The organism is Bordetella genomosp. 6 (genome assembly GCF_002119705.1).
Classification (GTDB): Bacteria; Pseudomonadota; Gammaproteobacteria; order Burkholderiales; family Burkholderiaceae_B; genus Bordetella; species Bordetella bronchiseptica_F.
Genome location: NZ_CP021107.1, coordinates 3,212,463 through 3,235,511 on the forward strand (window position 1 = coordinate 3,212,463; position 23,049 = coordinate 3,235,511).

Genomic DNA, 23,049 nt, shown 5'->3' on the forward strand with positions numbered 1-23,049 from the left:
TGCACAACTTGCGGCGGCTGTCGCGCGCCGCCGGCAATTCAGCGCCGCCGCGATCCCAGCAGCGACCCCAGCACGCCCCGCACCAGTTCGCGCGCCATCTGGCGCGCCGTGCTCTTGGCCACGCTCTGGACCACGCCGTCGCGCTTGCCGCCGCGCGGGCCGGTCGAGCCGAACAGCACTTCGTTGATGCCTTGCATCAGGCCGCCTTCCTCGGCGGGCGCGGCCGGCGCGCCATTCCGGCCGGCCGGCGCGCCGGCGCCGCCCGCGGCCGGCGTATCGGCCGCGGCGCGCGCGGTCAGCACCTCGTAGGCCGACTCGCGGTCGATGGCCTGCTCGTACTTGGGCGCCAGCGGCATGGCCTGCCGCAAGGCCTGGCGCTCGGCGTCGGTGGCCGGGCCGATACGGCTGCCCGGCGGCAGGATCCAGGCGCGTTCGGTCGGAGCGGGCCGCCCCTTGGCGTCCAGCAGCGAGACCAGGGCCTCGCCCACCCCGAGCTCCGTGATGGCGGCCTCGATATCCAGCCCGGAATTCGGACGCATCGTCTGCGCCGCCGTCCTGACCGCCTTCTGGTCGCGCGGCGTGAAGGCGCGCAAGGCGTGCTGGATACGGTTGCCCAGCTGGCCCAGCACGGTGTCCGGGATGTCCAGCGGATTCTGCGTCACGAAGTACACCCCCACGCCCTTGGAACGCACCAGCCTCACCACCTGCTCGATCTTGTCCAGCAGGGCCGACGGCGCATCGTTGAACAGCAGGTGCGCCTCGTCGAAGAAGAACACCAGCCTGGGTTGCTCCGGGTCGCCGATCTCGGGCAGCTTCTCGTACAGATCGGCCAGCAGCCAGAGCAGGAATACCCCGTACAGGCGCGGCGCCTGCATCAGCTTGTCGGCCGCCAGGATGTTGACCATCCCGCGCCCCTGCGCGTCGGTGCGCAGCAGATCGTGCACGTCCAGCATGGGCTCGCCGAAGAACTGCTCGGCGCCCTGCGACTCCAGCCGCAGCAGGCCGCGCTGGATGGCGCCCACCGTGGCCGCCGACACGTTGCCATAGCGCGTCTTCAGCTCGGCCGAGCGATCGGCCACGTTCTGCAGCATGGCGCGCAAGTCCTTCAGGTCCAGCAGCAACTGCCCTTCGTCGTCGGCCACGCGGAACACCAGCGTCAGCACCCCTTCCTGGGTATCGTTGAGCTCCAGCATCCGTGACAGCAGCAAGGGTCCCATGTCCGACACCGTGGCGCGGATCGGCACGCCCTGCTCGCCGAACACGTCCCACAGCGATACCGGGCTGGCTCCCCATGCCGGCTCGGGCAGGCCCAGGTTCTTCAGGCGCTCCTGCAACTTTGGCGACGGCGTACCCGCCTGCGAAATCCCGGTCAGATCTCCCTTTACATCAGCCATGAAAACCGGCGTGCCGATGCGGGAGAATGCCTCGGCAAGCACCTGAAGCGTCACCGTTTTGCCCGTACCGGTGGCGCCGGTAATGCAGCCATGCCGGTTGGCCAGCGCGGGCAGCAGCGCCAGCTCGGCCTGGGCGTTCTTGGCGATAACAATGGGATCAGGCATAACGGCTCTCCGGAAGGGGGCAAAATCGGACGCCCAAGTGTAGAGCCTGGGCCGCCGCTTGTGGGCCATGGCGCGCAGGACATCCCCCCCCGCGGGGCGGCGGGGCCCCAGGCAGGCTAAAATAGGCATCTTTGCCGATAAATTCTTCGAGAAGCCATGGCCGGACACAGTAAATGGGCCAATATCCAGCACCGCAAGGGCCGCCAGGACGCCAAGCGGGGCAAGCTCTGGACCAAGATCATCCGTGAAATCACCGTCGCCGCGCGTGCCGGCGGCGCCGACCCTGACAGCAACCCGCGCCTGCGCATGGCCTGGGACAAGGCGACCGACGCCAACATGCCCAAGGACAACATCCAGCGGGCCATCCAGCGCGGCGCCGGCGGCGCCGACGGCGACAGCTACGAGGAAGTCCGCTACGAGGGCTACGGCATCGGCGGCGCGGCGGTCATCGTCGACTGCATGACCGACAACCGCACCCGTACCGTCGCCGAAGTGCGCCACGCCTTCGCCAAGCATGGCGGCAACCTGGGCCAGGAAGGCTCGGTGGCCTTCATGTTCAAGCACTGCGGCCAGTTCGTGTTCGCGCCCGGCACCTCCGAGGATGCCGTCATGGAGGCCGCCCTGGAGGCCGGCGCCGAGGACGTCGCCACCGACGAGGAAGGCGTCATCGAAGTCATCTGTGCGCCGGCCGATTTCGCCGCCGTGCGCCAGGCTTTCGAGGCCGCAGGCCTGAAGGCGGAAGTCGACGGCGTGGTCATGAAGGCGCTCAACGAAACCGAGCTCACCGGCGACGACGCCGTCAGGATGCAGAAGCTGCTCGACGTCCTGGAAGGCCTGGACGACGTGCAGGAGGTCTACACCAACGTCGTGTTCGACGAAGCGCAATAACCGTCCGGGCGGCGTGCCGCCCGTTTTCCGGCCTTGCCCTGCAAGCGCCGCGCCTTCTCCACGGGCATGAGTGGCAACCTTCAGAAACCCCGCAACATGAAACTCCTGGTAATCGGCTCGGGCGGCCGCGAACACGCCCTCGCATGGCGTCTGGCCCGTTCCCCGCGCGTCCACAAGGTCTACGTGGCGCCCGGCAACGGCGGCACCGCGCAGGGCGAGCAGCTCGAGAACGTACCGCTGACCGACGCCGAAGAACTGGCCGACTTCGTCCAGCGCGAAGGCGTGTCGCTGACCGTGGTCGGCCCGGAGGCGCCGCTGGCGGCCGGCGTGGTCGACGTGTTCCGCGCCCGCGGCCTGAAGATCTTCGGCCCCACCAAGGCGGCCGCGCAGCTGGAAAGCTCGAAGGATTACGCCAAGGCCTTCATGATGCGCCACGCCATCCCGACGGCGCGCTACGAAACCTTCACCGACCCGGCCCAGGCTCACGCCTACGTCGACCAGCACGGCGCGCCCATCGTGATCAAGGCCGACGGCCTGGCCGCCGGCAAGGGCGTGGTGGTCGCCATGACGCTGGACGAAGCGCATGGCGCCATCGACGCCATGCTGGGCGACGGCTCGCTGGGCGAGGCCGGCGCGCGCGTGGTGATCGAAGAATTCCTCACCGGCGAAGAAGCCAGCTTCATCGTCATGTGCGACGGCCGCCATGTGCTCGCCCTGGCCACCAGCCAGGACCACAAGCGCCTGAAGGACGGCGACGCCGGCCCCAACACCGGCGGCATGGGCGCCTATTCGCCCGCGCCGGTCGTCACCCCCGAGCTGCACCACCGCATCATGCGCGAAATCATCCTGCCGACCGTGCAGGGCATGGCGCGCGACGGCATCCCCTACACCGGCTTCCTGTATGCCGGCCTGATGATCGCCGCCGGCGACGATCCCGACCGGCCCATCAAGACGCTGGAATACAACTGCCGCATGGGCGACCCGGAAACGCAACCCATCATGATGCGCGTCAAGAGCGACCTGCTCGATGCGTTCGAGCATGCCGTGGACGGCACGCTCGACCAGGCCGACATCGCCTGGGACCGCCGCACCGCGCTGGGCGTGGTGCTGGCCGCCCACAACTACCCTGCCACGCCGCGCACCGGCGACGTGATCGCCGGCCTGCCCGCCGAGACGGAAGACTGCATGGTGTTCCACGCGGCAACCGCCCTGGACGGCGACGCCACCAAGACCACCGGCGGACGCGTGCTGTGCGTCACCGCCCTGGGCGACTCCGTGCGCATCGCGCGCGACCGCGCCTACGAGGCCGTCGACGCGATTCATTTCGACGGCCGTCAGTACCGCACCGACATCGGCTGGCGCGCGCTCAAGCCCTCGCAGCAGAAAGCCCCCAAGTCCAACGCCTGATCGCCGTTTAGCGCCATGACCGCCGTAGCCATTCCCGCCGTACGCGACTACCTCACCGACCTGCAGGGCCGCATCGTCGCGGCGCTCGAACAGGCCGGCGGCGAGGCGTTTCGCACCGATGCCTGGCAGCGCGCCGAAGGCGGCGGCGGCGTGTCGCGCCTGCTCGAGGGCGGCCAGCTGTTCGAACGCGCCGGCGTGCTGTTCAGCCATGTCAAGGGCACGCGCCTGCCGCCGTCGGCCAGCGCCCACCGCCCCGAACTGGCCGGCCGCGCCTGGGAAGCCATGGGCGTCTCCATGGTCCTGCATCCGCGCAACCCCTATGTGCCCACCACGCACATGAATGTGCGCATGTTCGTGGCCGCCGCGCGCCCCGGGCACGCCGAGTCCGACGTCTTCTGGTTCGGCGGCGGGCTCGACCTCACCCCGTACTACCCGTTCGAGGACGACGCGCGCCACTTCCACCGCGCCTGCCGCGACGCGCTGGCCGCGCACGGCGCCGCCTACTACCCGCGCTACAAGCAGTGGTGCGACGAATACTTCTTCCTCAAGCACCGCAACGAAACGCGCGGCATCGGCGGCGTCTTCTTCGACGACCTGAACGAACCCGGCTTCGACGCCTCGTTCGCGCTCACGCGCTCGGTCGGCGACAGCTTCCTGCCCGCCTACCTGCCCATCGTCCAGGCCCGCCGCGACACGCCCTATGGCGAGCGCGAACGCGACTTCCAGGCCTACCGGCGCGGCCGCTACGTCGAATTCAACCTGGTGTTCGACCGCGGCACCCTGTTCGGCCTGCAGTCGGGCGGTCGCACCGAATCCATCCTGCTGTCCATGCCGCCGCTGGCGCAATGGCGCTACGATTGGCAGCCGCAGCCCGGCACGCCCGAGGCCGCCCTGGCCGACTTCCTGCGACCCCGGGAATGGGTGTGACGCGCATCGGCCTGCTCGGCGGCAGCTTCGACCCGGTGCACGTCGCGCACATCGCGCTGGCCGACACCGCGCGGCAGTTCCTCGGGCTGGACCAGGTGCAACTGATACCCGCCGCCAACCCCTGGCAACGCCAACCCCTGAAAGCCACGGCGCAACACCGCCTGCGGATGCTGGAACTGGCCATTGCCGGCCACCCCGCCCTGGCCATCAACCCGGTGGAAATCGACCGCGGCGGCGCCACCTACACCGCGGACACCGTGCGCGCCCTGCCCGCCGGCCCGCGGTACTTCTGGCTGCTGGGCACCGACCAGCTGCAGAATTTCTGCACCTGGCGCAACTGGCAGGATATCGCCGCCCGCGTCGAGCTGGCCGTCGCCACCCGGCCCGGCGCCTCGCTGGCCCCGCCGGCCGAACTGGCCGCGTGGCTGGCCTCGCACCAGCGCCAGCTGCACGAACTGCCCTTCGCGCCCATGGCTGTCTCGGCTTCCGACATTCGCCAGCGCCTGGCCGCCGGCGCCGCCACCGACGGCCTGCTGCCCGAGCCGGTCGCGGCCTATATCGCCACGCATCACCTGTACCGCTGAACCCGCCCGACGGGCCCAGTCCGCCACATTGACACCCGCGCCGCGGGTTATATTTATCGTTATGGATATACAAAAACTGCAACGCGCCGTCATCGACGCCCTCGAGGACGTCAAGGCGCAAGACATCAAGGTGTTCAACACCAGCGAGCTGACCAGTCTGTTCGACCGCGTCATCATCGCCAGCGCCACCTCCAACCGCCAGACCCGGGCGCTGGCATCCAGCGTGGCCGATCGCGGCCGCGCGCTCAAGCTGACCGGCATCACCGTCGAAGGCGAAGACACCGGCGAATGGGTCGTCGTCGACCTGGGCTACATCGTCGTGCACGTCATGCAACCCGCCATCCGCCAGTACTACAACCTCGAAGAAATCTGGGGCGGCAAGCCGGTACGCGTGAAACTGCTGCCCGAATCGACGCGCCCCGCCATCCCCGGCGCCGGCGCCCTGTAGCCGGCGGGGCGATGAAGCTCCTCGTCGCCGCGGTCGGCACCCGCATGCCAGGCTGGGTCGAAACCGCCTGGGATGATTACGCCAAACGCCTGCCCTCCGACTGCGCGCTTGAACTGCGCGAAATCAAGCCCGAACCGCGCACCAGCGGCAAGACGCCGGCGCAGATGATGGCCGCCGAAGCGCGCCGCATCGAAACGGCGCTACCCTCCGGCGTGCTGCGCATTGCGCTCGATGAGCGCGGCCGCGATCTCACCACCGTGGCGCTGTCGCAGCAACTGGAAAAATGGCGCGCCGGCGGGCGCGACGTCGCCTTCCTGGTCGGCGGCCCCGACGGCCTGGACGCCAGCCTCAAGGCCTCGTGCGAGGGCCTGCTGCGCCTGTCCTCGCTGACGCTGCCGCACCCCATGGTGCGCGTCCTGCTGGCCGAACAGCTCTACCGCGCCTGGGCCATCATGACCAACCACCCCTATCACCGCGCCTGAGCGGTCCGCCGATGTCCGACGCCACCCTTGCCGCCAACCCGCCCCGCCTCTACCTGGCTTCGGCCAGCCCGCGACGCCGCGAACTGCTGCTGCAGATCGGCTTGGCGCACACCGTGCTGCGCGTTCCCACGCCGCCGGGCGAGGACGAACCGCAACATCCGGGCGAAGCCGCGTGCGACTACGTCCGGCGCACTGCCCGCGACAAGGCCGAGCGCGGACAGGCGTGGCTGCACAGCCAGCGGCTTCCCGACCTGCCGCTGCTGGCCGCCGACACCACCGTCATTCTCGACGGCATCGTGCTGGGCAAGCCGGCCGACCGCGCCGACGCACTGCGCATGCTCTCGGCCTTGTCCGGCCGCGAGCATGAAGTCCATACCGCCGTCGCCCTGTGCCACCAGGGCCGGCTGTACGAAGACGTCTCCATCACGCGCGTGCGCATGCGCGTCCTCGAACAAACCGAACTGCAACGCTACTGCGACAGCGGCGAACCCGACGGCAAGGCCGGCGCCTACGGCATACAAGGCCTGGCCGGCGCCTTCGTCTCGCACATCGCCGGCAGCTACACCGGCGTCATGGGCCTGCCCATCTACGAAACCGCCAGCCTGCTGCGCAGCGCCGGCATCGCCGTGCCCTGAGCGACGCCGGCGGCGCGGTCACCAGCTGTAGCGATACCCCAAGGTCCAGGGCGCCTCGAACCGCGCGCCCTTGGCATACTCGTAGTCGGCGTACAAGATACCCTCCTGCCCGTCTATCGTTCATGGCGTGCGACGGTGTGCCTGCCCCAGTAGGGACAGGCACACGTTGCCGCAGAGGTCAGTTCCATGCCGGGACGGGCGCCCGCGCGTCGAAGCAGGGCCGGCCTCCACGGGTGTCTGTCCCCGCAGGGGACCGACACCCCGTGTGCGGCCATGGCCATCCTCGGTCTGAGGGAGGACGCGCATGGACATCTCCCCGCGCAATCCCGTCGCAGGGACGGTACGCGTCGCGCTGAGACGAGCGCGGATTTTGTGGTGGCGTGGCGGCGTGCCGGTCCCCGTGCTGGGACGGATACCCTCCTGGCCGTCAACCGTTCGTGGTCTGCGACGGTGCGCCTGTCCCAGTAGGGACAGGCACACCCTGCCACAGAGATCAGTTCCCATGCTGGCACAGGCATCCACGCATCGCAGCAGGGCCGGCCTCCACGGGTGTCTGTCCCCGCAGGGGACCGACACCCCGTGTGCGGCCATGGCCATCCTCGGTCTGAGGACGCGCATGGACATCCCCCGCGCAATTCCGTCGCAGGGGCGGTACGCGTGGCGCTGAGACGAGCGCGGATTTTGTGGTGGCGTGGCGGCGTGCCAGTCCCCGTTCGGGGACAGGCACCCGGGGCGCCGGGTGCCGGGGGCCGGGGCGAGGCGCCCCGCAGCGGGCGCGCATGGTTGCGCACCCCAAAAAACAAAACCCCGCGAGCCGTGAGGCTGCGGGGTTTTGAGCAATAAAAGCCTGACGATGACCTACTTTCACAGATGTACATCCACTATCATCGGCGCGAAGGCGTTTCACTGTCCTGTTCGGGATGGGAAGGAGTGGGACCACCTTGCTATGGTCGTCAGGCGTAACCGGCTAAGCGGTTGACGCATGGTCAACGGCTTGAATCTGGAAGAAGCACAGCGTGCGCCTGGCAGTCGGTTGGGACTGGCAGCGACGCGGGTTGCGTATGTATGTTGTGTTGGTATGAACGGCGCTGGCGCTTACTGTCCAGCGGTAATAATTAAGACTTGAGAGTTATAGGATCAAGCCTCACGGGCAATTAGTATCGGTTAGCTTAACGCATTACTGCGCTTCCACACCCGACCTATCAACGTCCTGGTCTCGAACGACCCTTCAGGGGGATCTAGTCCCCGGGATACCTAATCTTCAGACGAGTTTCCCGCTTAGATGCCTTCAGCGGTTATCTCTTCCGTACTTAGCTACCCGGCAATGCCATTGGCATGACAACCGGTACACCAGAGGTACGTCCACTCCGGTCCTCTCGTACTAGGAGCAGGCTCCGTCAAGTATCCAACGCCCACGGCAGATAGGGACCAAACTGTCTCACGACGTTTTAAACCCAGCTCACGTACCTCTTTAAATGGCGAACAGCCATACCCTTGGGACCGGCTACAGCCCCAGGATGAGATGAGCCGACATCGAGGTGCCAAACACCGCCGTCGATATGAACTCTTGGGCGGTATCAGCCTGTTATCCCCAGAGTACCTTTTATCCGTTGAGCGATGGCCCTTCCATTCAGAACCACCGGATCACTATGTCCTGCTTTCGCACCTGTTCGACTTGTCAGTCTCACAGTCAAGCACGCTTATGCCATTGCACTATCAGCACGATTTCCGACCGTACCTAGCGTACCTTCGAACTCCTCCGTTACGCTTTGGGAGGAGACCGCCCCAGTCAAACTGCCTACCATGCACTGTCCCCGATCCGGATAACGGACCAAGGTTAGAACCGCAAACAAACCAGGGTGGTATTTCAAGGATGGCTCCCTCGAATCTGGCGACTCGAGTTCTGCGCCTCCCACCTATCCTACACAGGCCGGTTCACAGTCCAATGCAAAGCTACAGTAAAGGTTCATGGGGTCTTTCCGTCTAGCCGCGGGTAGATTGCATCATCACAAACACTTCAACTTCGCTGAGTCTCAGGAGGAGACAGTGTGGCCATCGTTACGCCATTCGTGCAGGTCGGAACTTACCCGACAAGGAATTTCGCTACCTTAGGACCGTTATAGTTACGGCCGCCGTTTACCGGGGCTTCGATCAAGAGCTTGCACCCCATCACTTAACCTTCCGGCACCGGGCAGGCGTCACACCCTATACGTCGACTTTCGTCTTTGCAGAGTGCTGTGTTTTTAATAAACAGTCGCAGCCACCGATTCTCTGCGACCCCTTCATGCTCAGCGCGCAGGCGCATCACACTACCAGGGTATACCTTCTCCCGAAGTTACGGTATCAATTTGCCGAGTTCCTTCTCCTGAGTTCTCTCAAGCGCCTTGGAATATTCATCCCGTCCACCTGTGTCGGTTTGCGGTACGGTCTCGTACAGCTGAAGCTTAGAGGCTTTTCTTGGAACCACTTCCAATCACTTCGCGAGACTTGCTCGCTCGTGCCACACCCTTGATTTACGCGCCCGGATTTGCCTAAGCGCCATCTTCAATGCAGCAACAGGGACTTCCAACACCCTGATGACCTTCCGCGATCCGTCCCCCCATCGCACTGTACGACGGTGCTGGAATATTAACCAGCTTCCCATCAGCTACGCATCTCTGCCTCGCCTTAGGGGCCGACTCACCCTGCGCCGATGAACGTTGCGCAGGAAACCTTGGACTTACGGCGAGGGGGCTTTTCACCCCCTTTATCGCTACTCATGTCAGCATTCGCACTTCTGATACCTCCAGCAGCCTTTACAAGCCACCTTCGCAGGCTTACAGAACGCTCTCCTACCGCGTGCACTAAAAGTGCACACCCGCAGCTTCGGTTTATCGCTTAGCCCCGTTACATCTTCCGCGCAGGACGACTCGATCAGTGAGCTATTACGCTTTCTTTAAAGGGTGGCTGCTTCTAAGCCAACCTCCTGACTGTCTATGCCTTCCCACTTCGTTTCCCACTTAGCGATAATTCGGGACCTTAGCTGGCGGTCTGGGTTGTTTCCCTCTTGAGTCCGGACGTTAGCACCCGGTGCTCTGTCTCCCAAGCTGTACTTGCAGGTATTCGGAGTTTGCCATGGTTTGGTAAGTCGCCATGACCCCCTAGCCATAACAGTGCTCTACCCCCTGCAGTAATACTTGAGGCACTACCTAAATAGTTTTCGGAGAGAACCAGCTATTTCCAGATTTGTTTAGCCTTTCACCCCTATCCACAGCTCATCCCCTAGTTTTTCAACACTAGTGGGTTCGGTCCTCCAGCACGTGTTACCGTGCCTTCAACCTGGCCATGGGTAGATCATCTGGTTTCGGGTCTACACCCAGCGACTGGACGCCCTATTCGGACTCGCTTTCGCTACGCCTTCCCTATTCGGTTAAGCTCGCCACTGAATGTAAGTCGCTGACCCATTATACAAAAGGTACGCCGTCACCCCATAAAGAGGCTCCGACTGTTTGTATGCATACGGTTTCAGGATCTATTTCACTCCCCTTCCGGGGTTCTTTTCGCCTTTCCCTCACGGTACTGGTTCACTATCGGTCGATCACGAGTATTTAGCCTTGGAGGATGGTCCCCCCATCTTCAGACAGGATTTCACGTGTCCCGCCCTACTTCTCTTACGCCTAGTTCCACACTCTGCATTTCGTCTACAGGGCTATCACCTGCTACGGCCGGACTTTCCATTCCGTTCGACTATGCAAAATGCTAAATCGTAAAGGCTCTTCCGATTTCGCTCGCCACTACTTTCGGAATCTCGGTTGATTTCTTTTCCTCGAGCTACTGAGATGTTTCAGTTCACCCGGTTCGCCTCCACTGGCCTATGTATTCAGCCAGGGATACCGCTTGCGCGGTGGGTTTCCCCATTCGGATATCTGCGGATCAATGCTTGTTTGCCAGCTCCCCGCAGCTTTTCGCAGGCTACTACGTCCTTCATCGCCTGTGATCGCCAAGGCATCCACCATATGCACTTAGTCGCTTGATCCTATAACACTAAAGTCTTATAGGTGCTGTTCATTCGCGCTTGTGCCGTTCATAAGTTCAAAGCATCTGACCAAACGCTTGCGCGCCCAGCCAGTCTTGAGACTTGGAACAAAATCATGCAATCACAACCCGTATCCGTCTTCATCGGCTCGCACCGACTACTAAACGAACACTTTACGTTGTGCTTCTTCCAAATTGTTAAAGAACATATATAGCTGTCGGGCCAAAACCCAACGCTTAACACTGACTCGCAGCACTAAGCGTTGCTCTCTCGCCTTCTGGTCTCGCCTCTCGCCCCACACCCTTGCTCAGAAACAGGCGCGTGGTGGAGGTGAACGGGATCGAACCGATGACATCCTGCTTGCAAAGCAGGCGCTCTCCCAGCTGAGCTACACCCCCATTTCCCTCTCAGGAAACCTTGGTGGGTCTGGTTGGATTCGAACCAACGACCCCCGCCTTATCAAGACGGTGCTCTAACCGACTGAGCTACAGACCCGCGAAACCTCTCTCTCTCGGATCAGCAGCCACCGATCCAGCAGCTATATAACAACAACCGATAAGCGTGGACACTTAATACGAGCACCTAAGCTCTTAAAGGAGGTGATCCAGCCGCACCTTCCGATACGGCTACCTTGTTACGACTTCACCCCAGTCATGAATCCTACCGTGGTAATCGCCCCCCTTGCGGTTAGGCTAACTACTTCTGGTAAAACCCACTCCCATGGTGTGACGGGCGGTGTGTACAAGACCCGGGAACGTATTCACCGCGACATGCTGATCCGCGATTACTAGCGATTCCGACTTCACGCAGTCGAGTTGCAGACTGCGATCCGGACTACGATCGGGTTTCTGGGATTGGCTCCCCCTCGCGGGTTGGCGACCCTCTGTCCCGACCATTGTATGACGTGTGAAGCCCTACCCATAAGGGCCATGAGGACTTGACGTCATCCCCACCTTCCTCCGGTTTGTCACCGGCAGTCTCATTAGAGTGCCCTTTCGTAGCAACTAATGACAAGGGTTGCGCTCGTTGCGGGACTTAACCCAACATCTCACGACACGAGCTGACGACAGCCATGCAGCACCTGTGTTCCGGTTCTCTTGCGAGCACTCCCAAATCTCTTCGGGATTCCAGACATGTCAAGGGTAGGTAAGGTTTTTCGCGTTGCATCGAATTAATCCACATCATCCACCGCTTGTGCGGGTCCCCGTCAATTCCTTTGAGTTTTAATCTTGCGACCGTACTCCCCAGGCGGTCAACTTCACGCGTTAGCTGCGCTACCAAGGCCCGAAGGCCCCAACAGCTAGTTGACATCGTTTAGGGCGTGGACTACCAGGGTATCTAATCCTGTTTGCTCCCCACGCTTTCGTGCATGAGCGTCAGTGTTATCCCAGGAGGCTGCCTTCGCCATCGGTGTTCCTCCGCATATCTACGCATTTCACTGCTACACGCGGAATTCCACCTCCCTCTGACACACTCTAGCCCGGTAGTTAAAAATGCAGTTCCAAGGTTAAGCCCTGGGATTTCACATCTTTCTTTCCGAACCGCCTGCGCACGCTTTACGCCCAGTAATTCCGATTAACGCTTGCACCCTACGTATTACCGCGGCTGCTGGCACGTAGTTAGCCGGTGCTTATTCTGCAGGTACCGTCAGTTGCACAGGATATTAGCCCGTGCCGTTTCTTTCCTGCCAAAAGTGCTTTACAACCCGAAGGCCTTCATCGCACACGCGGGATGGCTGGATCAGGGTTGCCCCCATTGTCCAAAATTCCCCACTGCTGCCTCCCGTAGGAGTCTGGGCCGTGTCTCAGTCCCAGTGTGGCTGGTCGTCCTCTCAAACCAGCTACGGATCGTCGCCTTGGTAGGCCGTTACCCCACCAACTAGCTAATCCGATATCGGCCGCTCCAATAGTGCGAGGCCCGAAGGTCCCCCGCTTTCCCCCGTAGGGCGTATGCGGTATTAGCCACGCTTTCGCGTAGTTATCCCCCGCTACTGGGCACGTTCCGATACATTACTCACCCGTTCGCCACTCGCCACCAGGCCGAAGCCCGTGCTGCCGTCCGACTTGCATGTGTAAAGCATCCCGCCAGCGTTCAATCTGAGCCAGGATCAAACTCTTCAGTTCAATCTCTGTGTGTGGACCCTGACCTAAGCCAGGATCCGTATCGCTTGCTCAAAGGAAGTGAGGTTTAAAAAACCTTACTTCATTCAGTGAGCACTTGATAATGCTTCGCTTGTGATGACAGACGAATCCGCCATCGTGCGCTCGCACCAAGTGCCCACACTTATCGGTTGTTAAATTGTTAAAGAGCGGTCCTGCCACCCGGCCTTCCGACCGGCGCTGCGTTCTCAGCAGCAGAGAAACGAGATTATGAAGAAGTTTTTTCAGCTTGTCAAGTTGGCCTGGCTTGCACCGCAACTCCGACTCGCTCCTTCCTCAAGGCCTGCGCCTCTCGCCTGGCACTTCTCGAAACCCCAGCACCCGCGCCTATCGGCATCAGGGTTAACCCTTGGGTTTCGGCAACTGCCAAGCCCGAAACTATAACACGACTTTTGCAGAACTTGCAACCCGAAGGCAGCGATTCGTTAACCGTCGTGCAACAACACCTGCCAGAACCCCGGGAACCGCCCATCGGCTTAATCCCGCTCGCCCTGCCCCGGTGTTGCCCGCGCTTCCTGCCCTGGCTTGCCGGCTCCCGCACCTGGGCGGAGAACCTGCAAACCGCGGGATTCGCGGTTCCGGCTTCGCTTGCGGGATAACCCGGGCTGCGAAGGGGGCGAACTATAGCACGTTTGCGCAGGCTGTCAAAACGCCGCAACAAAAGGCCCGACAAACCCGCCGACGCGCAGAGGCTGCCCCGCCTGCCCCCGCGGCTGCCCCGGCGGCAAGGTGCCCCCACACGCCCCGTATATATATATGTAGTGGCAGCACAGCCCGCGCCGGGGCAAGCCCGGCGGCGCCACCTGACCCACGGCGGCCCTCCGGCCCGTCTTACCAGGTACGCGTGAAGCCACGGCGTGCGCGCGCCTGGTGGGCGGCCGCCTCCAGCTTGATCCATGGCGGCGCGCCAATATCGTTGAGCATGTGTTCGTCCATCTCCATCACTTCGGCCAGGGCGCGCACCTGGAGGCGGCGTACGACCCAGGCCCGCAGGCGGACATGCCAGCCGGACGCGGGCGCGGCGCCGTCGCCTGGGGAGCGGGTCGGCAGGATGATGGGGGAGCAGGTGGTCGCGGTCATGGAAATCTCCGTGAACAAGCATAGGTGTTCAGGATAAGCATCCAGCTGTCCCCTGAAAATCAAATTGTTCTGTCCATGATGGTCAGTTATTCTTACCAATATGAGCCGCCTGCCCCTGAACGTCCTGCCCGTGTTCCGCGTCGTCGCCGAGCTGCAGAACCTGCGCGCCGCGGCGCTGCAGCTGCATTTGACGCACAGCGCCGTCAGCCAGCAGATCCGCACGCTGGAAACCCAGCTGGGCTTCGCCCTGTTCGACCGCCGTGCGCGCCGCCTGGTGCTCAACCCCGCCGGGCAGGCGCTGCTGCGCGCCGCCGAACCGGCCCTGGCGCTGCTGGACGAAGGCGTCCAGGCCGCGGCGGCGGCGGCGGCCGGCTCCGGACTGCGGCTGCGCATTTCGGTACTGCCTTCGCTGGCGCAGCTGTGGCTGCTGCCGCGCATGGCGCGCTGGCATGCGCGCCACCCGGATATCGCCCTGGAAATCGAAACCTCGCAGCAGGTCGCGGACCTGCACCGCGAGGGCTTTCATGCCGCGCTGCGGTTCGGGCGCGGCCCCTGGGCCGGCCAGCAATCCGAGCCGCTGTTCGATACGCCCACGCGCATGATCGTGGTGGCGGCGCCGGCCACGGCGCGGCGCCTGGCGGGCGCGGACCCGCAACGGCTGGCGCACGAGCCGCTGCTGGGAGAACAGGGGTTGTGGCAGGCCTGGTTCCAGGCAGCCGGCGTGCGCGCCACGATCAAGCCGGTCGCGCTGTTCAACGACGGCGGCATGCTGGCCCAGGCGGCCGAACAGAACCTGGGGCTGGCGCTGGTGCGCGAACTGCTGGCCGCCGATGCGCTGGCCACGGGCCGCCTGGTGCGCCTTTCGCCGCTGGCCATCGCCGCCGAGGAACGGCAGACCTTCCACCTGGTCTACCGGCCCGAACTGGGCGAGTGGCCGCCGCTGCAGGCATTGCGCCAATGGCTGCACGACGAGCTGGCGCTGGCGCGCGCCATGCTGGCGCCCGAGGCCGGTGACGCGCGGCCACGGCGCCGGCGCGCCGGGCCACCGGCGTAGAATCCTGCCCCTGACGGCCTGGCTGCCCGCGTACACGGCGGGCGCCCGTTCATGCGCCCACCCGGCGCACGCGTACGCCCCCGGCAACCCGCCGGCGCGCGTGCGCCCGCCGCGTTCGCCATGTTCTTCACCGGTCCGCCGCCCGCGCGGCAATGCCGCCGCGCGCCCGCATCGGCGGGCCATGCTTCAAGGAATCACCACGCCATGCAGGCCATCGCCCGCCTGAGCCGCTTCGTCGGCAATACCTTCGCCATCTGGGTGCTGCTGTTCGCAGCGCTTGCCTACTACTCGCCCGACCACTTCAAGTGGCTGGGGCAATACATCGTTCCCTTGCTGGGCCTGATCATGTTCGGCATGGGCCTGACCCTGTCGAAAGACGACTTCCGCGAGGTGCTGCGCCGCCCGCGCGACGTGCTGATCGGCGTGCTCGGCCAGTTCATCATCATGCCCGCGCTGGCCTGGCTGCTGACCACCGTGCTGGACCTTCCGCCCGAAGTGGCGGTCGGCGTCATCCTGGTCGGCTGCTGCCCGGGCGGGACCGCTTCCAATGTCATGACGTTCCTGGCCCGCGGCGACGTCGCGCTGTCGGTGGCCATCACGTCGGTGACGACGCTGCTGGCGCCCATCGTCACGCCGGCCCTGATCTACCTGCTGGCCAGCCAATGGATCGAGGTCAGCGCGGCGGCCATGTTCTGGTCCATCGTGCAGGTGGTGATCCTGCCCATCGTGCTGGGCGTGCTGGCGCAGTACCTGCTGCGCGAGAAGGTCAAGGTGTGCGTGGACGCGCTGCCGCTGGTGTCGGTGGCCGCCATCGTGGCCATCGTGGCGGCCGTGGTGGCCGGCAACCAGGCCCGTATCGCCACCAGCGGATTGATGATCTTCGCCGTGGTCGTGCTGCATAACGGCCTGGGCCTGCTGATCGGCTATCTGCTGGGCAAGGCCTGCGGGCTGAGCGTGGCCAAGCGCAAGACACTGTCGATCGAGGTGGGCATGCAGAACTCGGGACTGGGGGTGGCGCTGGCCACCGCGCACTTCTCGCCGCTGGCCGCCGTGCCCAGCGCGATCTTCAGCGTCTGGCACAACATCTCGGGCCCGCTGGCCGCGACGCTGCTGCGCCGCTTCAAGGACGACGAGGCGCACGCGCCGGCGCCGGCCTCGCCGGCCACGGCCGCGCGCTGAACCAGCCGGCTTGCCGGCGCGGCCCTCCGCATGGGGGCCCGCCGCGCATTCAGGCCACGCGCCGGGCCGCCGGCGCCGCCGGCCGCATCGTGTCGGTTTCGTTGTAGCGCTGGTGCCAGGAGAAGGCCTCCTCCAGCAGATGGGGCGTCTGCCCGCCGCGCCGGCAGGCGCGCTCGAAGTAATCGCGCAGCGCATCGCGGTACGAGGGATGCACGCAATGGGCGATGACGGCGCGGGCGCGCTCGCGCGGCGCCAGCCCGCGCAGGTCGGCCAGCCCGCGCTCGGTCACCAGGATATCGACGTCGTGCTCGTTGTGGTCCACGTGCGAGACCATGGGCACCACGCTGGAGATATCGCCGTTCCTGGCCATGGACTTGGTCACGAAGATGGACAGGTGCGCGTTGCGCGCGAAGTCGCCCGAACCGCCTATGCCGTTCATCATATGGGTGCCGCCCACGTGGGTCGAGTTGACGTTGCCGTAGATGTCGAACTCCAGCGCCGTATTGATGGCGATCACGCCCAGGCGGCGCACCAGCTCGGGCGCGTTGCTGATTTCCTGCGGGCGCAGCACGATGCGGCGCCGGTAGTGCTCGATGTTGCCCAGGATGCGTTCGTACACCGGCTGCGAGACCGTGATGGACGAAGCCGAGGCGAAACTCAGCTTGCCCTGGTCCAGGAGTTCGATCGCGCTGTCCTGCAGCACTTCCGAATACATGGTGAGCCCCTCGAATTCCGACTCGCCGAAGCCATGCAGCACGGCATTGGCGATCGTGCCGATGCCGGCCTGCAGGGGCAGCAACGAGCGGCCCAGGCGGCCCAGGCGAACCTCGTTGCGCAGGAAGTCGACGATGTGACCGGCGATGGCGCCGGTTTCCTCGTCGGGCGGCAAGGCGTTGGAGGGACTGTCCGGCTCGTTGGTGACGACGATGGCGGCGATCTTGCCGGGGTCCACGGCGATGCACGGCGCGCCGATGCGCTGGTCGACCGACACCAGCGGCAGGGGCTGGCGGCCCGGCCGCGCGCCCGGGATCACGATGTCGTGCAGGCCTTCGATGGCCGCGGGCACGCCGAGATTGAGCTCGACGATGACCAGGCGGGCCTGCTCGACGAACGAGGCCGAGTTGCCGACCGACATGGTCGGCACGATGCCGCCGTCTTCGGTGATGGCCGCCGCCTCGACGATGGCGACGTCAATGGGGCCGATATGGCCGGCGCGCAATTGCTCGACGGTTTCGGACAGGTGCTGGTCGACAAAGGCGACCTCGCCCTGGTTGATCTTGCGCCGCAGCGTGGTGTCGACCTGGAACGGCATGCGGCGCGCCAGCGCGCCGGCCTGGGCCAGCAGCTTGTCGGTGTCATGCCCCAGCGAGGCGCCGGTGAGCAGCGTGATGCGCAGCGGTTCGGTGGCGGCTCTTTCAGCCAGCGCCGCCGGCACCGATTTGCAGTCCCCCGCGCGCGTGAATCCGCTCATGCCGACGGTCATGCCGTCGTGGACCAGCCGGGCCGCTTCCTGGGGGGAAGCCAACCGGGCGCGCAGGCCAGGATGGCGAATACGATCGAGATGCATGCTGTCTCCAGACATCAATGGAGCCACGGCGCGCAGTCCGGGGGGGTTGCGTCGCGCCTCCTGTGCCCGGACGCCGTCTGCCGCGGCGTTTTTCCGTCAAAACGTCCACCGGATGGCCGGTGCGACCAAATTTTTCCGCAGTATAGGCAGCCCACCGTAAATCTCGTAATGACTTAAAATCATTCAATCGAGTCGTTTTTTTCATCATTTGCGAGTTTCCGCCATGGACGTGCGCGCCTTGCGTTACTTCGTCGAGACCGTACGTACGGCCAGCTTCACGCAAGCGGCGCGCGCGCTGTTCGTGACCCAATCCACGGTCAGCAAGATGATCCGCCAGCTGGAGGACGAGGTCGGCACGCCGCTGCTGATCCGCGACGGACACACGGCCCGCCCGACCGATACCGGCCGCATCGTCTACGAGCGCGGCCTGCACATCCTGGGCGCCATGCGCCAGCTGGACGCGGAGGTGCGCGAAGCGGTCGATCTGCAGCGCGGCGAGCTCGAGGTCGGCATCCCGCCGATGATCAACCTGCTGTTCACGCCGGTCGTCAAACGCTTTCGCGAACGCCATCCGCATATTCGCCTGAGCCTGCGCGAGGACACCGGCCAGGCGGTCGAGCGCCTGGTGGCCGCCGGCGAACTGGAAGTGGGCGCCACCGTCCTGCCCATACAGGACCCCGGCCCGCTGCAGGCCACCCGGTTCGGCAGTTATGCGCTCTGGGTGATCGGCCCGCCGGCGGCCGCCTGGGCGGGCAAGACCGCCCTGCCGCTGACGGCGCTGCGCGATCTGCCGCTGCTGCTGCCCACCGACGATTTCGCGCTCACCCGCCGCCTGCGCCAGGCCTGCGCGCAGGCCGGTTTTGCGCCGCGCATCGCGGCACAGAGCGCGCACTGGGACTTCCTGGCCGCGATGGCCTCGGCCGACCTGGGCGTGGCGCTGCTGCCCGAACCGCTGATGCAGCGGCTGAAGACGCGCGGGCTGAGCACGGCGCGGCTGGCCAAGGCCGGCCTGCAATGGGAAATCGGCCATATCCGCGTACGCGACCGCTATCTGTCCCATGCGGCGCGCGCCTGGCTGGAGGTGGCCGCCGAGGTGCTGGGAAACGGCCCACCCGCCCGCAAGCCCGCCCGCTGATACGCCGCGCAACCAGCGCTTGCGAGCGGTCGCAGCCGCCGGCCGCCAAGCGCGTAAACTGCCTTTCTCCGGTGATCCTGGAAAACCCTCGTTCCACCTGCCGCCGGCGGGGAAGATGCGCCCCCAACGACGGCAGTAACGGCCATGACCATGAATCCGTCATTTTCCCCGCGCCGCCTCGCGCCGCGCACCTTGCTGGCCATGCTGCTGCTGGCCCTGGCGGCGCTGTGCGCCGCGCTGCCCGCCGGCGCGCAGCCGCCCACCGCGGCCGACGCCGACGCCATCCTCACCCAGGCGCGCAAGCAGGTCGACGACATCCGCAAGCAGCTCGACGACAAGACCGACGACCCCCAATTGGTGAAGAACCGCTCCGAGGTGCTGGACATCCAGGCCAAGGCGGACGCGCTGGCCGAAACGCTGGGGCCGCAGCTGGCCAGCGTTTCGGCCCGGCTGAGCGAGCTCGGGGCCGTGGCCGAAGGCGCCAAGGAAGCGCCGGACGTGGCCCAGCAACGCGCCCAACTGGAAAAGACGCACCGTAACCTGGATGCGCAGGTCAAGCTGGCGCGCCTGCTGTCGGTCGAGGCCGGCCAGACCGCCGAGCAGATTTCCGCGCTGCGGCGCAATCAATTCCAGGCGCGGCTGGGCGAGCGGCGCGACTCGGTGGTATCGGGCGAATTCTGGACCGAATGGCGCGCCGAGGTCCCGCGCGACCTGACGCGCCTGGCGGCGCTGCGCGACGAGCTGGCCGAGGCGGCCTTGCAGACGCCGGCCTGGATCTGGGGGATGCTGCTGGTGGCCATGGCCGCGGTGGCGGCGCTGCGCGCCTGGATCGGCCGCGTCATCCTGCAGCTGACCGCCACCAAGCTGCCGCCGGGCCGCCTGCGCCGCTCCTTCCTGGCGCTGACCATCGTGCTGCTTTGGGTGGCCACGCCCGGTCTCATCGCGCAACTGCTGCGCACGGGCATTTCCTGGAGCGCCAGCCTGTCGGACAGCACCGAGACCCTGCTGTCCAACCTGGTGGCCACCGTCTGTTTCGGCGGCTATGTGGGCGGACTGGGCCAGGCGCTGCTGTCGACGATGCGCCCGACCTGGCGGCTGCCGCCGGTTCCCGACCAGGTCGCGCGCGCCCTGCGCTGGCTGCCCCCGACGCTGGGCCTGCTGGTGGTGGCGATCTGGCTGGCCGAACGCCTGCCGGTGCTGCTGAACTCCAGCCTGACCAGCACGATCACGCTGGGCGTGGTGATGGCCGCCGTGCTGGGACTGGTGCTGCTGACTGCGCTGGCCCGCGCCGAGCGCGTGCGCCGGCAGCTTGCGCAGGAAAGCGAGGACAACCGCGCGCCGCCGCGGCCGTTCTGGCTGGCCGTGCTCAACACCGCACTGTGGTCGGTGCTATGCACCGGCCTGCTCACGCTGATCATCGGCTATGCCGCGTTCGGTACGTTCCTCATCAAGCAGGCCATGTGGACGCTGATCGTGCTGTGCTCGACCTACCTGCTGGTCATCCTGATCGACGACGGTTTCAGCACCCTGCTGGGATCGAGCCGCGGCGACGATGCCGGCGCCCAGTCGCGCCTGCGCACGCAGGCCGCGGTGCTGCTGTCGGGGGCCTGCCGGGTGGCGGTCATCCTGGCCGCGGTGGTGCTGGTGCTGTCGCCGTTCGGCGAGGGCCCGATGGACCTGGTGCACCGCCTGGACCAGTTGCACAAGGGCCTGCAGATCGGCGAGGTGCAGATCCGTCCCGCCGCCCTGCTGCAGGCCCTGCTGGTCCTGGCGTTGAGCCTGCTGATCGTGCGGCTGCTCAAGCGCTGGCTGACCACCCGCTACCTGCCGACCACCGAGCTCGATCCGGGCATGCAGATTTCCGCCGCCACGCTGTTCGGCTACGCCGGCGTGGTGACCGCCGCCGCGCTGGGCCTGTCCGCGCTCGGCCTGGGCCTGGAACGCGTGGCGTGGATCGCCAGCGCGCTGTCGGTGGGCATCGGTTTCGGCCTGCAGGCAGTGGTGCAGAATTTCGTTTCGGGCCTGATCCTGCTGGCCGAGCGGCCGGTGAAAGTGGGCGACTGGGTTTCGCTGGGAGGCGTCGAGGGCGACATCCTGCGCATCAATGTGCGCGCCACCGAAATCCAGATGGGAGACCGTTCGACGGTCATCGTGCCCAACTCCGAATTCATTACCAAGACGGTGCGCAACGTCACGCATGCCAATCCGCTGGGGGTGGTGCAGATCAGGCTGCCGATGCCGCTGTCGGTCGACGCCGAGCAGGTGCGCACCCTGATGCTGGAGATTTTCGATGCGCACGACGACATCCTCGACAACCCTGCCGCCGCGGTCTACCTGGACGGCATCGAGGGCGGCCACCTGATCTTCAACGCCAAGGGCTATGTGAGCTCGCCGCGTTCGGCCTATACCGTGCGCAGCGACCTGTGGTTCCGCGTCCTGAAGCAGCTGGCCGACGCCGGCCTGGACATGGCGCCGCCCAGCACGATGCTGTTGCGCGAGCCCCAGGCGCCGCCGGCGCCGGACGCGCCGGCCGTCATGGCCAGCGCGCCGCCGCAGTCGCGCTGAAGCGGGCGTCAGCCCGGCGTATACAGGTCGTCGATGCGGGCGCGCGCGGCGGCCGCGTTGACCGGCACCTGGCGGCGCACCGACGGCACGACGGCCACCGGCGTGAGATCCGAGCACAGCCCTTGCGCCGACAGCGCGGCGCGGGTGGCGTCGTCGGTCTGGCACAGCATGTCTATCGCGGCGGTTTCCAGCTTGCGCGCCTTCGAGTCATCCTTGGTCGAGGCCGCCGCTTGCATGGTGCGTTCGAAGTTGCGCCGCAGACTGCAATTCTGGTCTTCCACCGGCACCGCGAAATTCATGCCGAACCCCAGCACCGCGCCGCCGGCGCCGCCCGAGACCATGCAACTGTCGGTCGAGAACGAGCCGTAGAAGGCTGCCGCACCCACCGCGGGCACCGTCTTGAGGGAACTGGAGCCGCTGTTGTCCGAGTTGAATGTCACACCCTGGCTATTGCCCGCGGCGTTCACGCCCGCCGAAGCGCTGGTCGACGACGTGGCGTTGCTGGTGCTGGTCTGCGCGGCGGCGCCGAACGAGGCCAGCGACAGCGAAAGTACGACTAGCATGGTCTTCATGATGCCCCCTTGTACCGGACGGCCGGAACCGTCCGGCGTTCTGGGTTGACGTGTTTCAGCGATGCCCGTAGCCGCCGATCCGGCCGATCTGGAACATCTGGAACTTGCCCTTGGCGATCGCTTCGGTATTGCTCTCGGCGAAGGCGCCAGCGCCATTGACGATGACGTCGCCGATCTGCGCGGGGGCATTGCCGCCGGTCATGCCAAAACCGTTGGTCTTCGAGTATTGCGACGTATCGGTCCAGACTTCGACCCCGTCGCGATGGATGGCGCCGCCCATGCTGGCGTAGCCGCTGGTTTCGCCGCTGGCGAATTGCTTGGAAAAGCCGGTGCCCATGACCTGGCTGGCGGCCGCCGCGCTGCCGTTGGAGATCGATTCCACCGATCCCTTGACCGAGCCGCCATAGGCGCCGACGCCGCTGCTGCTGTGACTGCCGCCGGCCAGGGCCGGACCAACCAGCGCGGCGGATGCCGCCAACGCCGCCAAAGTTGCGATCTTCTTCATTTCAGGGTTCCTCCGATTCCGTAAAGCGACGGAACACGCTCGCCGATTTCCGACCGGCAGGCGGACCGCCGCCTGGCTCCCCTTTGTTTTATGCAACAGAACTCAAGCGCCGGTGAGGCAATGATTGCCGCGCGCCCAGCCTGCCGGAATCCGGCAAAAGGCCGATCGGGGCGTTTGCATGAGTTTTGGCGGAGCGACCCTGCCCCGTGCGGATTAAGCCGCAAGCGGGCGCGACGGTGTCGCCGCGCCGTTTGCACGATCGCAGGCGCATGAGCACCGCCGCGCGGC

At 65.5% G+C, this 23,049-nt stretch carries 16 protein-coding genes, 2 tRNA genes and 3 rRNA genes; 11 read left to right on the plus strand and 10 right to left on the minus strand.

The genetic code is table 11. The annotated features are described in order from the left end of the window. Window positions 1–38: 38 nt before the first annotated feature. Entirely contained in the window at window positions 39–1,559 is a 1,521-nt protein-coding gene (locus CAL11_RS15025; RefSeq protein ID WP_167382511.1) for a helicase HerA-like domain-containing protein, read from the minus strand. Between the two features lie 156 nt (window positions 1,560–1,715). On the opposite strand from CAL11_RS15025, the gene CAL11_RS15030 reads away from it, so the two are divergent. The 7 genes from CAL11_RS15030 to CAL11_RS15060 all read left to right on the plus strand — a co-directional run bounded on the left by CAL11_RS15030 (window position 1,716) and on the right by CAL11_RS15060 (window position 6,930). After that, complete coding sequence (locus CAL11_RS15030) at window positions 1,716–2,447, plus strand: YebC/PmpR family DNA-binding transcriptional regulator (protein ID WP_033462039.1); 732 nt, start codon at window positions 1,716–1,718, stop codon at window positions 2,445–2,447. A 66-nt stretch (window positions 2,448–2,513) separates the two neighbouring features. Further along, the gene (purD, locus tag CAL11_RS15035) at window positions 2,514–3,854 is read left to right on the plus strand and encodes a phosphoribosylamine--glycine ligase (RefSeq protein ID WP_208617556.1); all 1,341 of its coding nucleotides are present in this window, start codon (window positions 2,514–2,516) and stop codon (window positions 3,852–3,854) included. Window positions 3,855–3,869: 15 nt separating this feature from the next. Next, entirely contained in the window at window positions 3,870–4,781 is a 912-nt protein-coding gene (gene hemF, locus CAL11_RS15040) for an oxygen-dependent coproporphyrinogen oxidase (RefSeq protein WP_033462036.1), read from the plus strand. Next, window positions 4,772–5,365, plus strand: a complete 594-nt coding sequence (gene nadD / locus CAL11_RS15045) for a nicotinate (nicotinamide) nucleotide adenylyltransferase (RefSeq protein ID WP_086093364.1) — start codon at window positions 4,772–4,774, stop codon at window positions 5,363–5,365. Before hemF ends, nadD begins: the two co-directional genes overlap by 10 nt. Before the next feature lie 61 nt (window positions 5,366–5,426). Beyond that, window positions 5,427–5,813, plus strand: coding sequence for a ribosome silencing factor (rsfS, locus tag CAL11_RS15050; protein ID WP_033462034.1), 387 nt, complete (start codon window positions 5,427–5,429; stop codon window positions 5,811–5,813). A gap of 11 nt (window positions 5,814–5,824) precedes the next feature. Then, window positions 5,825–6,295: a 23S rRNA (pseudouridine(1915)-N(3))-methyltransferase RlmH gene (rlmH, locus tag CAL11_RS15055; RefSeq protein ID WP_086093365.1), complete on the plus strand. Its 471-nt coding sequence runs from the start codon at window positions 5,825–5,827 to the stop codon at window positions 6,293–6,295. 11 nt (window positions 6,296–6,306) lie between these two features. Continuing rightward, window positions 6,307–6,930: a Maf family protein gene (locus CAL11_RS15060; protein WP_086093366.1), complete on the plus strand. Its 624-nt coding sequence runs from the start codon at window positions 6,307–6,309 to the stop codon at window positions 6,928–6,930. An 845-nt stretch (window positions 6,931–7,775) separates the two neighbouring features. Here the strand turns inward: CAL11_RS15060 and rrf are convergent. The 6 genes from rrf to CAL11_RS15090 form a co-directional block, all read right to left on the minus strand. Next, window positions 7,776–7,888 (minus strand): 5S ribosomal RNA (gene rrf, locus CAL11_RS15065). Between the two features lie 175 nt (window positions 7,889–8,063). Next, window positions 8,064–10,945, minus strand: a 23S ribosomal RNA gene (locus CAL11_RS15070). 322 nt (window positions 10,946–11,267) lie between these two features. Further along, window positions 11,268–11,343: transfer RNA gene (locus CAL11_RS15075), tRNA-Ala, on the minus strand. Between the two features lie 20 nt (window positions 11,344–11,363). Continuing rightward, window positions 11,364–11,440, minus strand: a tRNA-Ile gene (locus CAL11_RS15080). A gap of 97 nt (window positions 11,441–11,537) precedes the next feature. Further along, window positions 11,538–13,068, minus strand: a 16S ribosomal RNA gene (locus tag CAL11_RS15085). Together the 16S, 23S and 5S rRNA genes with 2 tRNA genes alongside form the textbook arrangement of a ribosomal RNA operon. Window positions 13,069–13,935: 867 nt before the next feature. Then, window positions 13,936–14,184 carry a DUF1127 domain-containing protein gene (locus CAL11_RS15090; RefSeq protein WP_157668852.1) on the minus strand — a complete coding sequence of 83 codons (249 nt, stop codon included), beginning with the start codon at window positions 14,182–14,184 and terminating at the stop codon, window positions 13,936–13,938. 88 nt (window positions 14,185–14,272) lie between these two features. On the opposite strand from CAL11_RS15090, the gene CAL11_RS15095 reads away from it, so the two are divergent. Continuing rightward, window positions 14,273–15,238, plus strand: a complete 966-nt coding sequence (locus CAL11_RS15095; protein ID WP_086093368.1) for a LysR substrate-binding domain-containing protein — start codon at window positions 14,273–14,275, stop codon at window positions 15,236–15,238. Window positions 15,239–15,442: 204 nt separating this feature from the next. Next, the gene (locus CAL11_RS15100; RefSeq protein ID WP_033465484.1) at window positions 15,443–16,417 is read left to right on the plus strand and encodes a bile acid:sodium symporter family protein; all 975 of its coding nucleotides are present in this window, start codon (window positions 15,443–15,445) and stop codon (window positions 16,415–16,417) included. 49 nt (window positions 16,418–16,466) lie between these two features. Here CAL11_RS15100 and CAL11_RS15105 read toward each other — a convergent pair whose 3' ends face one another. Further along, entirely contained in the window at window positions 16,467–17,984 is a 1,518-nt protein-coding gene (locus tag CAL11_RS15105) for an acetyl-CoA hydrolase/transferase family protein (protein ID WP_033465482.1), read from the minus strand. Between the two features lie 223 nt (window positions 17,985–18,207). Here CAL11_RS15105 and CAL11_RS15110 point away from each other — a divergent pair, with 223 nt between their 5' ends. Together CAL11_RS15110 and CAL11_RS15115 are read left to right on the plus strand one after the other, a co-directional pair. Beyond that, window positions 18,208–19,119, plus strand: coding sequence for a LysR family transcriptional regulator (locus tag CAL11_RS15110; protein ID WP_086093369.1), 912 nt, complete (start codon window positions 18,208–18,210; stop codon window positions 19,117–19,119). Window positions 19,120–19,263: 144 nt separating this feature from the next. Then, entirely contained in the window at window positions 19,264–21,684 is a 2,421-nt protein-coding gene (locus tag CAL11_RS15115; RefSeq protein ID WP_086093370.1) for a DUF3772 domain-containing protein, read from the plus strand. A gap of 8 nt (window positions 21,685–21,692) precedes the next feature. Here CAL11_RS15115 and CAL11_RS15120 read toward each other — a convergent pair whose 3' ends face one another. Further along, on the minus strand, window positions 21,693–22,256 hold the full coding sequence (locus CAL11_RS15120) for a hypothetical protein (protein WP_003810214.1): 564 nt from the start codon (window positions 22,254–22,256) through the stop codon (window positions 21,693–21,695). 55 nt (window positions 22,257–22,311) lie between these two features. After that, window positions 22,312–22,761, minus strand: a complete 450-nt coding sequence (locus CAL11_RS15125) for a hypothetical protein (RefSeq protein WP_003810211.1) — start codon at window positions 22,759–22,761, stop codon at window positions 22,312–22,314. Between the last annotated feature and the right edge of the window lie 288 nt (window positions 22,762–23,049).

What these genes read in the sequence shown, in the direction of transcription:
- CAL11_RS15025 (WP_167382511.1), bottom strand. Translation starts at nt 1,559, where the DNA reads ATGCCTGATCCCATTGTTATCGCCAAGAACGCCCAGGCCGAGCTGGCG.
- CAL11_RS15030 (WP_033462039.1), top strand. Translation starts at nt 1,716, where the DNA reads ATGGCCGGACACAGTAAATGGGCCAATATCCAGCACCGCAAGGGCCGC.
- purD (WP_208617556.1), top strand. Translation starts at nt 2,514, where the DNA reads ATGAGTGGCAACCTTCAGAAACCCCGCAACATGAAACTCCTGGTAATC.
- hemF (WP_033462036.1), top strand. Translation starts at nt 3,870, where the DNA reads ATGACCGCCGTAGCCATTCCCGCCGTACGCGACTACCTCACCGACCTG.
- nadD (WP_086093364.1), top strand. Translation starts at nt 4,772, where the DNA reads ATGGGTGTGACGCGCATCGGCCTGCTCGGCGGCAGCTTCGACCCGGTG.
- rsfS (WP_033462034.1), top strand. Translation starts at nt 5,427, where the DNA reads ATGGATATACAAAAACTGCAACGCGCCGTCATCGACGCCCTCGAGGAC.
- rlmH (WP_086093365.1), top strand. Translation starts at nt 5,825, where the DNA reads ATGAAGCTCCTCGTCGCCGCGGTCGGCACCCGCATGCCAGGCTGGGTC.
- CAL11_RS15060 (WP_086093366.1), top strand. Translation starts at nt 6,307, where the DNA reads ATGTCCGACGCCACCCTTGCCGCCAACCCGCCCCGCCTCTACCTGGCT.
- CAL11_RS15090 (WP_157668852.1), bottom strand. Translation starts at nt 14,184, where the DNA reads ATGACCGCGACCACCTGCTCCCCCATCATCCTGCCGACCCGCTCCCCA.
- CAL11_RS15100 (WP_033465484.1), top strand. Translation starts at nt 15,443, where the DNA reads ATGCAGGCCATCGCCCGCCTGAGCCGCTTCGTCGGCAATACCTTCGCC.
- CAL11_RS15105 (WP_033465482.1), bottom strand. Translation starts at nt 17,984, where the DNA reads ATGCATCTCGATCGTATTCGCCATCCTGGCCTGCGCGCCCGGTTGGCT.
- CAL11_RS15110 (WP_086093369.1), top strand. Translation starts at nt 18,208, where the DNA reads ATGGACGTGCGCGCCTTGCGTTACTTCGTCGAGACCGTACGTACGGCC.
- CAL11_RS15115 (WP_086093370.1), top strand. Translation starts at nt 19,264, where the DNA reads ATGACCATGAATCCGTCATTTTCCCCGCGCCGCCTCGCGCCGCGCACC.
- CAL11_RS15120 (WP_003810214.1), bottom strand. Translation starts at nt 22,256, where the DNA reads ATGAAGACCATGCTAGTCGTACTTTCGCTGTCGCTGGCCTCGTTCGGC.
- CAL11_RS15125 (WP_003810211.1), bottom strand. Translation starts at nt 22,761, where the DNA reads ATGAAGAAGATCGCAACTTTGGCGGCGTTGGCGGCATCCGCCGCGCTG.